7 protein-coding genes are annotated in these 14,842 nt (G+C 68.1%); 3 read left to right on the forward strand and 4 right to left on the reverse strand.

Going from position 1 to position 14,842, the window contains the following annotated elements; all coding sequences use genetic code 11:
* Positions 1 to 403 precede the first annotated feature (403 nt).
* From KUG39_RS07475 to KUG39_RS07485, 3 genes are all read left to right on the forward strand, one after another.
* A complete protein-coding gene (locus KUG39_RS07475) occupies positions 404 to 3,793 on the forward strand; it encodes an alkaline phosphatase (protein WP_216914076.1) in 3,390 nt (1,129 codons plus the stop codon).
* 76 nt (positions 3,794 to 3,869) lie between these two features.
* Positions 3,870 to 10,796, forward strand: a complete 6,927-nt coding sequence (locus KUG39_RS07480; RefSeq protein ID WP_216914078.1) for an ExeM/NucH family extracellular endonuclease — start codon at positions 3,870 to 3,872, stop codon at positions 10,794 to 10,796.
* 67 nt (positions 10,797 to 10,863) lie between these two features.
* Positions 10,864 to 12,117, forward strand: coding sequence for a hypothetical protein (locus KUG39_RS07485; RefSeq protein ID WP_216914080.1), 1,254 nt, complete (start codon positions 10,864 to 10,866; stop codon positions 12,115 to 12,117).
* A gap of 158 nt (positions 12,118 to 12,275) precedes the next feature.
* On the opposite strand, the gene KUG39_RS07490 is transcribed toward KUG39_RS07485, so the two are convergent.
* The 4 genes from KUG39_RS07490 to KUG39_RS07505 form a co-directional block, all read right to left on the reverse strand.
* Positions 12,276 to 12,767 (reverse strand): photosystem I reaction center subunit XI, encoded by a 492-nt coding sequence (locus KUG39_RS07490; protein ID WP_094585999.1) that lies wholly within the window; start codon positions 12,765 to 12,767, stop codon positions 12,276 to 12,278.
* Between the two features lie 76 nt (positions 12,768 to 12,843).
* Positions 12,844 to 12,960, reverse strand: coding sequence for a photosystem I reaction center subunit VIII (locus KUG39_RS07495; RefSeq protein ID WP_015109434.1), 117 nt, complete (start codon positions 12,958 to 12,960; stop codon positions 12,844 to 12,846).
* Positions 12,961 to 13,068: 108 nt separating this feature from the next.
* On the reverse strand, positions 13,069 to 14,073 hold the full coding sequence (locus KUG39_RS07500; RefSeq protein ID WP_216914082.1) for a glycosyltransferase family 2 protein: 1,005 nt from the start codon (positions 14,071 to 14,073) through the stop codon (positions 13,069 to 13,071).
* Between the two features lie 34 nt (positions 14,074 to 14,107).
* Entirely contained in the window at positions 14,108 to 14,842 is a 735-nt protein-coding gene (locus tag KUG39_RS07505; protein ID WP_216914084.1) for a C40 family peptidase, read from the reverse strand.

The raw sequence follows: 14,842 nt of genomic DNA on the forward strand, positions 1-14,842 counted from the left end.
CCGCCCTAGGCGTTGGCTGTTGCCCGTGCCAGGCAGCTTTCCCCTGGTGGGGGCGGACACCCAGCTGAATATGTCGGGGGTGGCCGTAGCTCACTTCACGACGTTCAGCATTTCGACTCTCAACATCCAGGCCAGCTTCTGCCTGGTTAAGAACATCTTTCCACAAGGCATTCCAGGCTACAGAGATGGTGTCGGCCGCATCACTCCACGGCCGATCCGGTGGTTTGAGAATACAGGTGTCCGGCTGAGTGAACGGCCGGTCTGAGCATTCCAGGTCAGAGCGATTCTCGTCTGATTCATTTCTGTCTGAGTCATTCCTGTCTGAGCCATTCCCGCCCAGGCGATTCCCGACATCGTCCCCAGGTACGGGTACACCGCTTCTCACTCCCTCTCTCTTAGAGCCATGACGACCTCTGGAAATCACGTCATCTTCATCCATCCGGATGGTGCAAGTCCGTCGCACTTCGGCTTTGCCCGCTTCATCGACCATGGTCCCGATGGTCGCCTGAACTGGGACAAGATGGAAGCCGCCGGTGTCTATCTCGGGCACATGGAGGACCAGCTGGGTGGCACCTCCAATGGTGGTGCGATCACCCATGCGACCGGGGCCAAGGTCTATGCCGAATCCTTCGGGTATGAGCAGGGGAATCTCCCTATCACCTCCCTGGATGGCAGCAACAACACGATCGTTGAGGCGGCCATCCAGGCCGGCAAGGTGACGGCGCTGGTGCAGTCCGGAGCCATCTTCGAGCCGGGAACGGCCGCCTTCGTCGCCAAGACCGAGGAGATCGTCAATCCCAATGGAACGCGCGTCGTTCCCAGGGCCCAATCGGCTGAGATCGCCAAACAGGTCATCGAGTCAGGCGTCAACTTCATCTTCAGTGGCGGCGAGCTCAATCTGCTGCCGGTCGGCGTGGCCGGATTCCATGGCACCGCCGCCCAGTACGACGCCCTGAGCACCAGTTCAAGTCTTCGGCCGAGCCAGAATCTGATCGAGCTGGCCCAGAGCCTTGGCTACACAGTTGTCTATACTAAGGATCAGCTCAACAGCCTCATCAATGGCGCCGTCCTGCCCCAGAAGGTTCTTGGCGTCTTCGCCCCCGTTCATACGTTCAACGATCGCGCCGAAGAGCAGCTCGCCGCCGCAGGTCTGCCGTTCTATTCCCCCACGGCTCCTGCGATCGCCGAGATGCTGGCGGCGGCGCAGCGCCTCATGGAGGCCCACCCCAACTTTGACAAGGGGTCGATCACGATCGTGGAAGAAGAAGGCACGGATAATTTCGGCAACAACAACAACGCCGCCGGCAGCCTTGAGGCCCTGCGTCGGGCCGATGCGGCCATCGGTGTCGCCCTGAATTTTGTTGAGCGCCATCCCAACACGCTGGTGATCACGGCGGCCGACAGTGATGCCGGCGGCCTGCAGGTTCGGGACCCGCTGGCCTCTGATCGGCCGGTGGGCTCCATCACGAACAATCCGATCGATGGCACGTCGGGACGCAATCTCCCCACCGATGGCGTCACCGGTGTCGGCAGCCTGCCGTTCCTGTCGGCTCCTGATCAGAATGGCGATCGCTTCAGCCTCAGCATCGCCTGGGCGGGCCTGCCGGATTTCAGTGGTTCGATCGTCTCCAAGGCCCACGGCCTCAATGCCGATCGGCTGCCGGCCACCCTGGACAACACGAAGATCTACGAACTGATGTACGAGACTCTGTTTGACACAGAGATCGCGTCTCGCCTCCCGGATCAGGTCAAGACGGCTCCGGCGGCGAACAAGAACACGGGCAATGTGATCTTCATCCATCCCGATGGCTCGACTCCCTCGAGCTTCATGGCCTTGCGGAACCTCGACAAGGGCCCGGATGGTCGGCTGAACTGGGACAAGATGACCAAGGCCGGTGTCTACCTCGGCCACATGGAGAACCAGCTGACCGGCACCTCCAACGCCGGCGCCGTCACCCATGCGACGGGGACCAAGGTCTTCAACGAATCCTTCGGCCTCGAGGAGGACAACACGCCCATCCGCTCGGCCTCCGGGAAGCTGGGCTACACCATCCTCGAAGAGGCCATTGAATCAGGGAAGGCCACGGCCCTGATCCAGTCGGGCCACATCGGCGAGCCAGGCACGGCTGCCTTTGCCGCCGCCACCACCAACCGGGATGGCAACGCCATTCGTGCCCGGGAGAAAACGGCAGAAATCGCCGAGCAGGTGATCCGCTCGGGAACCCAGGTGATCCTGGCCGGTGGCGAGGTCTACCTGCTGCCGAAGGGCACCCTCGGCTTCCACGTCACCGCCGAGATCGACGCCCGGTTCTCGGACGCCGAAGACCGCCCGACCAAGAACCTGATCGAACTGGCCAGGTCTCTCGGTTACCAGGTCGTCTACACCAAGGAGCAACTGCTCGAGGCGGCCCAGAACTCGACACCCGCGACCAAGCTGCTCGGCATCTTTGCCGCCAACCACACCTTTGACGATCGCCGGGAGGAGAGCCTTGGCCTGAACACGGACACTCCCCTGCCCCTGTATGTCTCCACGGCCCCCACGGTCGCCGAGATGCTGGCGGCCACCCTGGAGATCGTCGGCAAGAGCGACGACGGCTTCTTCGTGGTGGTGGAGGAGGAGGGAACCGACAACTTCGCCAACAACAACAACGCCATCGGCGCGATTGAGGCGACCCGACGGGCGGACGCGGCCATCGGCGTGGCCATGAACTATGTGGATCAGAAGGATCCCAACACCCTGGTGATCACCGCGGCCGACAGCGATGCCGGCGGCATGCAGGTGTTCCAGTTCGCGCCTTACGTCAGGCCGACCGGCAACTTCGACGTCTCCAACCCCAACCTCGCCGATACCCAGCCCGAGGTGCCGTTCATCAATGTGAACCGCACCACCACCAACACCTCCAGGGCCTTTCTCGACGGCCCGGAGGGAAGCACCGCCACCCCGGGCCAGCCCTGGACCGCCTTCGGCTCGGTCAACAGCGCGGATGGCCCCATGGGCAACTTCGGCATCGCCTGGGCCGGGACGCCGGACTTCCCGGGCAGCATCGTCGCCAAGACCTACGGCATGAACGCCGGCCTGCTGCCCTCCACGGTCGACAACACGGGCATCTACGGCCTGATGTACACGACCCTGTTCGGGATCGACCCCCTGGTCCTGGCCCAGCGCGGCGAGGTTCTGGTGGGCACCGAGGCCAACGACACCACCCTGCCGGGCCAGTCCACGGTTCCCGGCTTCGACGGTCGGGTCAGCACCGTGTTCACCGGCGCCGGCAATGACGAGGTGGATGTGGCGATCACCAATGGCTTCGATAACAAGATCTTCACCGGATCCGATGCCGACGTGGTCTACGCGGGCAGCCGCGATGTGATCACCGGCGGCAGCGGCAGCGACCAGATCTGGGCGATCGACGGTGGTCAGAACCGCCTCAGCGGCATGGCCGGCGACGACGAATTCATCCTCGGCAGCTCGGGCAACCGGGCCCTGGGAGGTGCCGGCAACGACATCTTCACCGTGCTGGCCGGGGCCGGCACCAACCACCTCAACGGTGGCGCCGGTGCCGACCAGTTCTGGCTGGTGAGCGAGCCGGGGGACCGGCCCGCGGCCAAGCAGTTCGTGATGGACTTCACCGCCGGTGTGGACAAGGTGGGCCTGCGGGGTGTGGCCTTCACCGACCTCGGCTTCTCCCAGGTGGGAGCCGACACCCTGCTGCGTGTGTCGGGGGTGGACGTGGGCCACTTCACGAACATCAGCGCCTCCGCGCTCAACAACCAGGCCAACTTCGCCCTGGTCTGAGCACGTCCTGGGGGCCCATCCCCTGGGCCCCCTTGCGTCTTCGTCTTCCTCCCTCGCCCTCCCCCCCCCCCGGACCATGCCAGCCCTCTTCACAGGCCTGTACAGCCAGAGCTTCGATGCCCTGGCCGCCTCCGGATCCGGGAACGCCTGGGCGAACGACGTGACGCTGCCGGGGTGGCACCTGTTCCGCCAGCCGGTGGCCGCCCCCGTCGCCCTGGCCACCTACAACGCCGACAGCGGCACCGGCAATGCCGGCGCCGTCCTGAGCTACGGGGCGACGGGCAGCGGCGACCGCGCCCTGGGGGGCCTCGGCTCGGGCGGTGCCTTCTTCGGCTCGCCCGCCAGCGGGTCGGTGGCCGGCTGGTTCGCCCTGGCCCTCAGCAACACCACCGGGGCGGCGATCGCCAGCCTCGATCTCTCCTTCAGCGGCGAGCAGTGGCGCAACGGCGGCAACACCGCGGCCCACACGATGGAGCTGCAGTGGGGCTTCGGTGCCGGCTTCGAGCAGGTGAGCCTCTGGTCCACGCCGGGGGGCAGTTTCAACTGGACCTCGCCGGTGACCGGCAGCACGGCCGGTGCCGTCGATGGCAACGTCGCCGGCCGGGTGGCTGGCGTGGGCGGCAGCCTCGACCTTTCGGCCACTCCCTGGGCGGCCAACGCCACCCTCTGGCTGCGCTGGGCGGAGATCAATGATCCCGGCAACGACCACGGCCTGGCCATCGACGATCTGCGTCTGTCGGCGGCGACGCCGCCGGCGCTGCCCGAGGTCTCGATCGCTGCCATCGACGCGGCGGCGAGCGAATCCGGCGATGGGGCCAGCCTGCGCATCAGCCGCAGCGGCTCCACCCTGGCGGCCCTGACGGTGCCGATCAGCCTGGCTGCGGGCGCCGGGCTGGCCGAGGCCAGCGACCTCACCAGCCCCCTGCCGGCTTCGGTGCTGATCCCGGCGGGGGCGGCCAGCGTTGATCTGGCGATCGCGGTGCTCGATGACGCCCTCGATGAAGGCCCCGAGACCCTGCGCATCGAGCTGGCCGCACCGGCCGGCCACACGGTTGCCGCCGGGGCGGGCAGCGCCACCGTCACCATCGCCGACAACGACCGCATCAGCAGGATCTCGGCGGTGCAGGGCGACGGCAGCAGCAGCCCCCTCCTGGCCCAGAGCGTCACCCTCAGCGCCGTGGTGGTGGGCGATTTCCAGGCCACCGGCGAGCTCAGTGGCTTCTTCCTGCAGGAGGAGACCGCCGACTGGGACAGCAGCGCCCTGACCTCCGAGGGGCTGTACGTGGCCTACCCCCTGACGGGCACCAACGTGGATGTGGTGATCGGTGACCGGGTGCGGCTCACCGGCACGGTGGCCGAGCGCTTCGGCCAGACGGCGATCACCGCCGTCAGCGCCCTGACGGTGGAAGGGCAGGGCCGCCTGGGCGACACCCGCAGGGTCGACATTCCCGACCTGCTGGCCCGGCGCAGCAGCGCTCTGGATCTGGAGCCCTACGAGGGCATGTGGGTGCGCTTCCCGGAAACCCTCAGCGTCAACGGTCTGTTCGGCCAGTTCCGCTTCGGCGAGGTGGAGCTCAGCGCCGGAGGACTGCCGCTCCAGCCCACCAACGTGATGGAGCCGGGGCCGGCGGCCTTCGCCGCCGAGCAGGCCACGGCCCGCCGCGAGCTGGTGCTCGACGACGGCAGCAACAGCGCCTACCGGCCCGCGGCGGCGGCCACCCCGGCGGCGCCCGTGCGCGACCAGCTGCTGCGCCGCGGCGACACCATCACCGACGTGGAGGGGGTGCTCGGATTCGACTTCGGCAAGTACCGGCTGCAGCCCACGGCGCCCCTCAGCTTCGAGGCCGGCAACCCCCGTCCGCCGGCACCGGCGCCGGCCGGGGCGGGGCAGCTGCGCCTGGCCAGCTTCAACGTGCTCAACACCTTCACCACCCTCAACGCCGGCGGCGCCCTCACGGACACCGGTCTGGCCCCCCGCGGGGCCAACACGGCCGAGGAGCTGGAGCGCCAGCTCACCAAGCTCACCGCCGCCCTCGTCGGCCTTCGGGCCGATGTGATCGGTCTGATGGAGCTGGAGAACGACGCCGACGATGCCACCCTGGCCGTGATCGTGGCGCGTCTGAACGCCGCCCAGCCCAGTGGCTCGGGGCGCCTGTACAGCTTTGTGCCCACCGGCCTGATCGGCAGCGACGCCATCAAGGTGGGCCTGATCTACGACAGCCAGGCGGTGGCCCCCACCGGCGCGGCCCGGGTGCTGGACAGCGCCGGCTTCACCGATCCCCTCGCCACCGGCAGCCCGCTCAACCGCCCGGCCCTGGCCCAGGGCTTCCGGGAACTGGCCAGCGGCGAGGTGCTGAATGTGGCCGTCAACCACCTCAAGTCGAAGGGCAGCGGCGGTGCCACCGGTCCTGATCTGGACCAGCGGGATGGCCAGTCGGCCTTCAATGCCACCCGCACCGCCGCCGCCAGCGAACTGGTGCGCTGGATCGGCACCGACCCCACCGGCACCGGTGACAGCGACTGGGTGGTGCTGGGTGACATCAATGCCTACGCCAAGGAGGACCCGATCCGGGTGCTGGAAGCGGCGGGCTTCCGCAACGCCCTGCCCACCTTCACCGCCGAGCCGCCCTCCAGCTACGCCTTCTTCAACCCGGTCGACATGAGCGGGGCGCTGGATCACATGCTGATCTCCCCCTCCCTGGTCAGCCAGGCGGTGGCCGCGACTGACTGGAGCATCAACGCCGCCGAGGGTGCCTTCCGCGATTACAACCTCGACACCAACAGCAACGGCAATGCGGCCTCCCGCGATTTCTTCGCGCCCGATCCGTACCGCACCTCCGACCACGACCCTCTGCTGCTGGACCTGGATCTGGGCCGGGCGCTGCCGGCCGGACTCGCCTTCTCCCACGGCGTCGCCTCCGGCGACCCCTACGCCGATTCGGTGATCCTCTGGACCCGGATCACGCCGCCCGCCGGTTTCGCCGGACTGCTGGACGTGCAGTGGGAGGTGTCCCGCAGCGCCGGTTTCGAGGCCGGCTCGATCGTTGACAGCGGTGTGTTCACCACCAGCGTCGCCCGCGACTGGACCGTGAAGGTGGAGGCCGACGGCCTCAGTGCCGACACCGTGTACCACTACCGCTTCCGCGCCGGTGCGGCGCAGTCGATGGTGGGGCAGACCAAGACCCTGCCGGTGGGCAGCGGCCCGGTGCGGCTGGCCGTGTTCTCCTGCGCCAACTTCACCGCCGCCGAGGAATTCCTCGCCTATGGCCGGGCCGCCGCCGTCCACGCGGTGAACCCCTACGACGCCCTGGTGCATGTGGGCGATTACATCTACGAGTACGGCCCCGGGGGCTTCGGTGAGGCGGAAGATGCCGCCGGCGACCGTGGCTTCCTGCCCAACCGCGAGATCGTCAGCCTCGACGACTACCGGCTCCGTTATGCCCAGTACCACACCGATGTCAATCTTCAGGCGCTGCGGGCCGCGGCGCCACTGATCGCTATCTGGGACGACCACGAGACCGCCAACGACAGCTGGGCCGGTGGCGCCCAGAACCACCAGAGCGCCACCGAGGGCGACTGGATCGCCCGGCGGGATGCCGCCCTGAAGGCCTACCACGAGTGGCTGCCGATCCGGGAACCCGGCCTGCGCCAGAGCGGGGACGGCGCCACCGCCCTCACGCCGCTCACCCAGGGCTACCGCTCCTTCGATTTCGGCGACGTGCTGGCGCTGCACATCCTCGAAACCCGTCTCACCGCCCGCGATGAGCAGCTGGAGTACCCCGATGCCGCCGCCGTGCAGGCCCGCATCGGCGCGATCCTCGCCGACCCGGCCCTGGTGGCCGCCTATGCGAACCAGCTGGGGCTCACCCCGCCGGCCTCCCCCGCGGCGGTGCCGGCCTTTGCCGCCGCCCTGGCTCCCCGGGTCACCCAGGAACTGGTGCTGGCCACCGTGCAGCAGGCCTGGGGTGATCCGGGCCGTGATCTGCTCGGCGACGGCCAGATGGCCTGGCTGCAGCAACGGATGGCCGGCTCTTCCGCCGCCTGGCAGGTGCTGGGCCAGCAGGTGCTGATGCAGTCGATGGCCGTGCCGGCGGAGCTGCTGCTGGATGCCGGCAACCCCGCCCTGCTCGACAAGTACGCCGCCCCGCTGCAGAAACTCGCCACCGGGACCCCCTTCAACCAGCTCTCCCCGGCGGAGCAAGCCCAGTTCGCCGAGGCCGGCAAGATCCCCTACAACCTCGACGCCTGGGATGGCTACGGGGTGGAGCGGGAAACGATCCTGCAGAGCGCCCTGGCCCTGGGCAAGCGGCTGATCAGCCTGGCCGGCGACACCCACAACGCCTGGGCCGGCGTGCTCGACACGATGACGGCGGGCACCCGCCCCGCCGGCAGCCTGGCCGGCCTGGAGTTCGCCACCCCCGGGGTCACCTCGCCGGGGCTGGAGAAGTATCTCCCTGGCGCCGATGCCTACATCCGGGCGAACTACCCCGCCGTCGACGGGCTCGACGGTCTGTTCATGGGCTACATCAAGGGACTGGCCTACGCCGATGTGAACCGGCGCGGCTTCCTCGACCTCACAGTGACGACTGACAAGGTCGACGGTGCCTTCCACCTGCTCTCCGGCACCGACCCGATCACCAACCAGCCGGCCTGGGCCATCGAGACGGTGACCGGTGCGGCCGACCTCAGCCTGACGCTGGCGCCCGAGCGGGGCGGCCCGATCCTCTGGCAGACCGGCTGGAAGGAACTCGATCTGGTCTTCGGCGCCGCGGTGGACAGCAGCGGCAACGTCCTGCTGCTGGACCCGGCCGCCTACGGGGCCGTGCCCGAGCAGGGCATCCAGCTCGCCAACGTGACGGTGATCGGCTCCGAGGCGCCGGACAGCGTCTATGTGGGTGTGGGCTCCCGCATCGAGGGCCGGGGCGGCAGCGACCAGTTCTTCAACACTGAAAGCCTGGGCGGCAACGTCCTGGTGGGCGGCGGCGGCGGTGATCAGTTCTTCCTGGGCCAGGCCAGGGATGTGGCCATCGGCGGCCGCCTGATCGATCCTGCCGCCACCCCTGGGCTGGCGCCCGCCACGGCCCTGGCGGACCGCGAGGCGGATCAGTTCCTGATCGACAGCTCCGCCGCCGTGGCGATGGCCGCGCCCCTGCGGATCAACGACTTCGAAGTGGGCCGGGACACGGCCTTCATCGATGGCCAGCAGCTCCAGGGCAGCTGGGGCCAGATCAGGCAGGCCCTGGCTGCGGCCGGCATCCAGGCCAATGCGGCGCCGGACCTGGCCACGCCATCGACCCCTCCGGGCCTCACCGTGATTCCCGGTGTCCAGGTGCTTCAGAACCTGGGCCCCCTCGGCATCGATGCCGATGGCGACAGCCTGCAGCTGGTGGTCCTCGAGGGCCCCGACTGGATCCGTGCCGACCGCACGACCCTCAGCCTCACGGCCCCCGCCGGCTTCGGCCCCGCCGACCTGGCCAGCCTCAACCTGCGTCTGGGCTTCTTCGATGGAACGGCGATCACGCCCTTCTCGCCGGCGCTGACGATCGCTGCCGTCCCCCCTTCCGATCCCGGCAACCCGGTTGTGGTGGTCATCACGCCCGGAGGCGATGCCGAAGCGATTGCCGTCAACATCACCGGCGGGAACTTCCAGGCCGACCGCCCCTTCCAGGTGGTTCCGACGCCGGCCCCTGCCGTTGGCCTCGGCGACAGTGCCGTTGATTTCGGCATCGATCTGGACCCGGGGCTGGAGCGGGCGACGGTCAGCTTCGAGCTTGCTGCCCTGACCGTCGGGGCTCCGTTCGCCGACACCCCTTCCAGCCGCTGGGTTGCCGTCTCCAGCGACGCGGATTCCGGCGTGACCACACCGCTGACCTACGACCCGCGCCAGGGCGGCGGTGCCCGTTTCTATGACCTCGACGCCAATGGCGCCGCGGAGTTCCTGCACCTCTCCCTGGCCGATGGCGGCCCCGGTGATCAGGGTCCAGCGGCCGATGGCGAGATCCTGCAGTCGCTGACGGTCGGGACGGTGGATCTGGCGCCCGTCTTCCGGCGCGTCGATCCACTCACCCTCACGGTGGCGGACCCGTCCAAAGGCAACGCGGCGGCCAGTCTCGTGCTGCGGGCCACCCTGTCCGGCCGGCCGGCCAGCTCCAACCAGATCGGCTACGTGGTGCTCGAGGCCAGCGAGCTGGCCAGCGCCGACACCCTTCTGGCGGATCTGGCCGCCATCCGCTCCCGCGCCCAGACCCTGTTCTCCACCCTGGAGAGCAGCGACGTCACCCTGGCGGCGGGCACCAGCTTCGATCGCGAGATCCTGCTGGTCAACGGCCAGTCGGTGCGCTTCTTCGAGGTGGTCGATGCCAGTCTCGCGGACCTCACCAGTGCCGGCGACACGCGTCTGCGTTTCTTCAGCCCCGCCGCCCCGGCCGGCTCCGAGCGTTCGGTGGGTTTCGCCTCCCCCAGCGGCGTGACCATGGCCCTCGATCTGCTCGACACCGACCAGGGGCTCGATGCGCTGATCGGTCAGGAGCAGGGCCTGGCCCCGGTCCTGGATTTCACCGCCTTCTCCGCCGCCCAGGCGGTCGAGGGCACCGTGGTGCTCAGCCGGGAAGCCGACTTCGATGCCATCACCGGTTTCTACCGCGCCCTCGATGCCCAGGGCACCGTGCGCGATGCCGCCGGCAACCTGGTGCGTCCCGGAGAGGCGAACTACCGCCAAGCCGCCCTGCGCGCCGACAACCTCGTCACCGAACTCCAGGGGCTGCGGGTGGGCGATAACCAGTCCAGCGCCGCGTCGGTCACCATCTCGGAATCCACCTTCCTGGCACCCTTTGCCCAGGTGAGGGGCCGCACCTTCTTTGCCTATGCCGGAGCCAATGCCGACGGCATCAGCCACTTCCGGACATTGGGGACCAACCTGTTCGGCCTGGAGGACACATTCGGTGGTGGTGACCGCGATTTCGACGACCACGTGATCGGCTTCAACTTCAACCAGCTGGTCTGAGTCCGTCGCTGCAGGGTGTGGATGGCCGCATTTTTGCCTGCTACGCTCTTGCGGTTGCCGGCTGGAAATGCAAATAAAGTCCCAGGATCTTCCGGGCTTGTTCAAAAAGAGTTGCCTGCCATTACTGCTTGTCATTGCCATCGTCGTCTCGTTTGCCGGGATCCTCAGTCAGAGCGGTCTGGTGTCCGAATGGCCCATGGACCAGTCCTTTGTGACGAGGGCAGATCTGCGCCTTGAGCGACTGCCGACGGGCTGGGTCTTTCAATATCCCCGCTTCAAGTGGTCCGGCGGGGTGTCCGCCAGCCTGCTGATCGGCCTCTACAAGTTGGTGGTCTCTCCAGCTCCGGAGACACTCAACTGGCACGCCAAGTGCATCACCACTCTGTTGTTTCTGGGATCATCATTTTCCCTTTGTCGGCTGTTCATTCGTCACTGGATCTTCCAGGCTCTGGCCTTCTCCGTCATCGCCAGTTCCGGACTTCAGTTCGCTGAGCCTTCCAGTGACATCATCGCGGCGGCATTCTTCGCCTTTTTCATGCTGTCCGTGCGGTTGGGGTGGCCACGGCTGATTTCCTCTGGCCTCCTGGTCCTGTTTGGGCTCTCCAAGATCCAGTTGCTCCTCTGCTCCCTGGGGGTGGGTGCTGTCTGGTATTGGTGGGATTTCCGTGAGAACCGGATGCGATGGCAGGTCCCGCTGGGGATGGCCTTCTGGCTGGTGTTGCTGATGGCTCCCGGTTTCAGGCTCTATGGGATGGACATGGTCAGGACGGTCAAGGGACTGCGAACCTTTGCCTCGTCCTATGTGTTCATGTTCAGTCCCCATCAGTTTTCTTCTGGCTCCGAATCGCTGGCTGCCAACTCCGCGAATTGGCAGGATGTGATGCGTTCGGTGTTCCCGGGGGCTCGCACCGTGAGTGAGGTGATGCTTCGCTATCCCAAGAAGTATCTTGATTTTGTATTGGTGGCTGGCGGCTTCGGCGTGGTTTCCGTGTTGCAGACGATGGGATTGATGCTGATCCCCTTTTTCCGGGCGTTGCGCCTTGGGGTCTTCCCTGCAGCCACCCGGCTGAGCCTGAGGTTTCTCGGTGCGGCGGCTTTCCTTGCCCTGACGCCGCCGCTGCTGTTGAGATTCATCAGTCCTCGCTATCTCGCCGTGGTCTTCATTCCGCTGGTGGTACTGTCCGCCGCGGCTGCCGGAGCCCCCCAGGCGCCACGGTCCCTGAAGATCACGTTTCTGATCTGTTCGTTGCTGACCCTTGTGCTGAACCTGGCCGTGTTCAGCGAGCGCCTCATCGAGTCACCACTGATGCCCTTTGGTTGAGGGCACGGCACCGGGCGGCAGCCGGATCGATCGGGGGCAGCCACGGCGATCGCTGTCAGGCGCTGGACCATGAAAAAGCCCTGCCGAGGCAGGGCTTGAAGGAAAGGATTGGAGGACCATCCCAGGGTTGACCCGGGGATGGCTGACCATCGCGGAACTCAGCCCACGCTCCAGACGCCACCGGCGATGTTGGCCAGGGGCGATTGGATGGCGGTGCTGCACAGGAACCAGGCGAAGGCGGCGCCGCCGCAGCCACCCAGCCAGAAACCGCTGGCGAATTCCGCCCAGCCGGCTTTGGTGAACAGGTCGGCCGGGGGGTTGTCGATGGTGGCGTCGGGGGGCTGGACGTTGGGACCGCTGCCGGCGGTGCCGTAGATCGACAGGCAGATGGTGAGGATCGACACCAGGCCGATGGCGGCGAGCAGGCCGGCGGTGCTGGCGAACTCAGTGGCGCGCAGGGGGCCGGTGTAGGCGAAGGGGCCGTAGAGCAGGTAGCCGTGGGCCATGCCCACCTCGAGACCGCGACGGTTGGGCGAGAGGGACGGGCGGTAGGCCGGCAGGGCGTTCAGGAAGGCCTTGGTGAAGTAGCTGCTGTTGACGGGGGTGGCCAGATTGCCGACGGTCGGGTCGGCCACGGGGGTCACGGTCATGGGAAGCGGATCGGGGGGTCGGCGGATCGGGGGTCGTCGGATCAGGAGGCGAATGACGCTGGGGCCGGAGCCGGCGTCAGTCGGTCGCCTCGATCACGTTGAACAGCAGGGCCATGGCCACCGCCGCGCCGAGGATTCCCACCAGGGGAACCATCACGGACGGCATCCAGGCAACGGCAAATTCACCAGTCATGGCTTGGGCCAATAGGAACCGCCGGTACTGTAAGGACCCCTCCCTGCCTGGCTTCTCAGGCGAGCGGGGGTGACATAAAAGTTCAGCCGCCGCCCCCAGCCGCCCTGCTCACCCGCCCCCGCGCAGGGTCGCCCGCACCCGGTAGATCGGCCGGCCCTGGCTTTCGTGATAGGTGCGCATCTGCAGTTCCGCCAGCAGCCCGAAGCTGAACAGCTGCACGCCGCTGAGGATCGCGAGTACCGCCATCAGCAGCAGAGGTCGGTTGCCGATGTCGGCCCCCAGCAGCAGCTTTTCGCCCACCAGCCAGGCGGCGATGGCCAGCCCCGACAGCAGGGCCAGGAGGCCGGCGAAGCCGAACACGTGCATCGGCCGGGTCAGGAACCGCTTCATGAACCAGACCGTCAGCAGGTCCATCAGCACCCGGAAGGTGCGGTCGATGCCGTACTTGCTGCGGCCATAGCGGCGGGCCTGGTGGGACACCCTCACCTCACCGATCCGGGCCCCTTCGATGAAGGCCAGGGCCGGCAGAAAGCGGTGCAGTTCCCCGTAGAGGTTCATGTCGCTGACCACCTCGCGCCGGTAGGCCTTCAGGGAGCAGCCGTAGTCGTGCAGCCGCACCCCGGTGACCCGGGCGATCAGGCGGTTGGCCAGCAGGGAGGGCAGCAGCCGGTCCAGGGCCCCGTCCTGGCGCTGGTGCCGCCAGCCGCTCACCAGGTCCAGCTCGTCCTGCTCCAGCCGGGCCAGGAGCATCGGGATGTCGGCGGGATCGTTCTGGAGGTCGCCGTCGAGGGTGACGATCACCCCGCCGCCGCTGGCATCGAAGCCGGCGGCCATGGCGGCCGTCTGTCCGTAGTTGCGCCGCAGCAGCACCGCCACCAGCTCGGGCACCCGGCCGGCCAGACCCCGCAGGACCGCCGGGGTGCCGTCCTTCGAGCCGTCATCCACCAGGACCAGCTCGAAGGTGCGCCCCAGCGGCCGCAGGGCCGCCAGCAGTTTCTCCACCAGGTGGGGAAGGCTCTCCTCCTCGTTGTAGAGGGGGACGACAATGGAAAGTTCGGGGGAAAGCTCGGGAACGGAGAGTTCCGGACTGTGGGCCAGGGCTGCCCCCGCCATGACCGTTCCCCAGGACTCGTGGCCTGAACTTACCTCAGGGCGGCAGGGGGCTGCCGTCGTGGCTGTGCATCACCCGCCCCGCGCCCCGCAGTTCGGCCCGGTAGTGGCACGCCACCGGATCCCGGTTGCGGGGGTTCAGGTCGTCGATGCCGATGCCGTCGCGTCCGTGCTGGCGCCCGGAGCTGTGCAGATAGCGGCCCCCGCCCAGGTGCAGGGCCACGTGGGTGCAGCGCCGCGGGGTGCCGAAGAAGATCAGGTCGCCCGGCCGCAACAGGCTGGTGACGCCGCTGGCCACGGCCACCGGGCGGCAGAAACGCTCCTGCAGGTAGGCATCGCGGGGCAGCCAGATGCCGGCCTGGGCGAAGGCGGTCTGCACCAGCCCCGAGCAGTCGAAATCGGGCCCCAGGGTGCCCCCCCAGAGGTAGCGGTTGGGACGGTGGCGGGCGGCCTCGGCGAAGGCGAGCACCGCCTCCAGGCGGGCGGCGATCCGGGCGCGATCGAGGCGGGGCAGCGGCGGCGGCGCCGCCGCCTGGTGCCCGTGGCTCGCCAGGGCCGCCGCCTCCACCCAGCAGGGGTAGCCGTCCTCGTGCAGGCGGACCCGCAGGCGGGTCTCGGCGGCGGCGGCGGGGGCCGCCCCCAGCACCCTCAGGCTCCGGCCGGCGTGGACCTCGGTGGCCAGCCCCGGGCCCTGGGGCCGGCTGTAGGCCGGCAGCGGCCGGGTCAGGGTCCAGACACGGCCTGGCGCCGGCAGGGTGCCTAAGGTCGCCAT

Origin of the sequence: Synechococcus sp. CCAP 1479/10 (assembly GCF_019038515.1) — a bacterium.
GTDB lineage: Bacteria > Cyanobacteriota > Cyanobacteriia > PCC-6307 > Cyanobiaceae > Cyanobium.

Coding starts and splice junctions, on each gene's coding strand:
- KUG39_RS07475 (WP_216914076.1), top strand. CDS start 404: ATGACGACCTCTGGAAATCACGTCATCTTCATCCATCCGGATGGTGCA.
- KUG39_RS07480 (WP_216914078.1), top strand. CDS start 3,870: ATGCCAGCCCTCTTCACAGGCCTGTACAGCCAGAGCTTCGATGCCCTG.
- KUG39_RS07485 (WP_216914080.1), top strand. CDS start 10,864: ATGCAAATAAAGTCCCAGGATCTTCCGGGCTTGTTCAAAAAGAGTTGC.
- KUG39_RS07490 (WP_094585999.1), bottom strand. CDS start 12,767: ATGACCGTGACCCCCGTGGCCGACCCGACCGTCGGCAATCTGGCCACC.
- KUG39_RS07495 (WP_015109434.1), bottom strand. CDS start 12,960: ATGACTGGTGAATTTGCCGTTGCCTGGATGCCGTCCGTGATGGTTCCC.
- KUG39_RS07500 (WP_216914082.1), bottom strand. CDS start 14,073: ATGGCGGGGGCAGCCCTGGCCCACAGTCCGGAACTCTCCGTTCCCGAG.
- KUG39_RS07505 (WP_216914084.1), bottom strand. CDS start 14,842: ATGGCGACCTTAGGCACCCTGCCGGCGCCAGGCCGTGTCTGGACCCTG.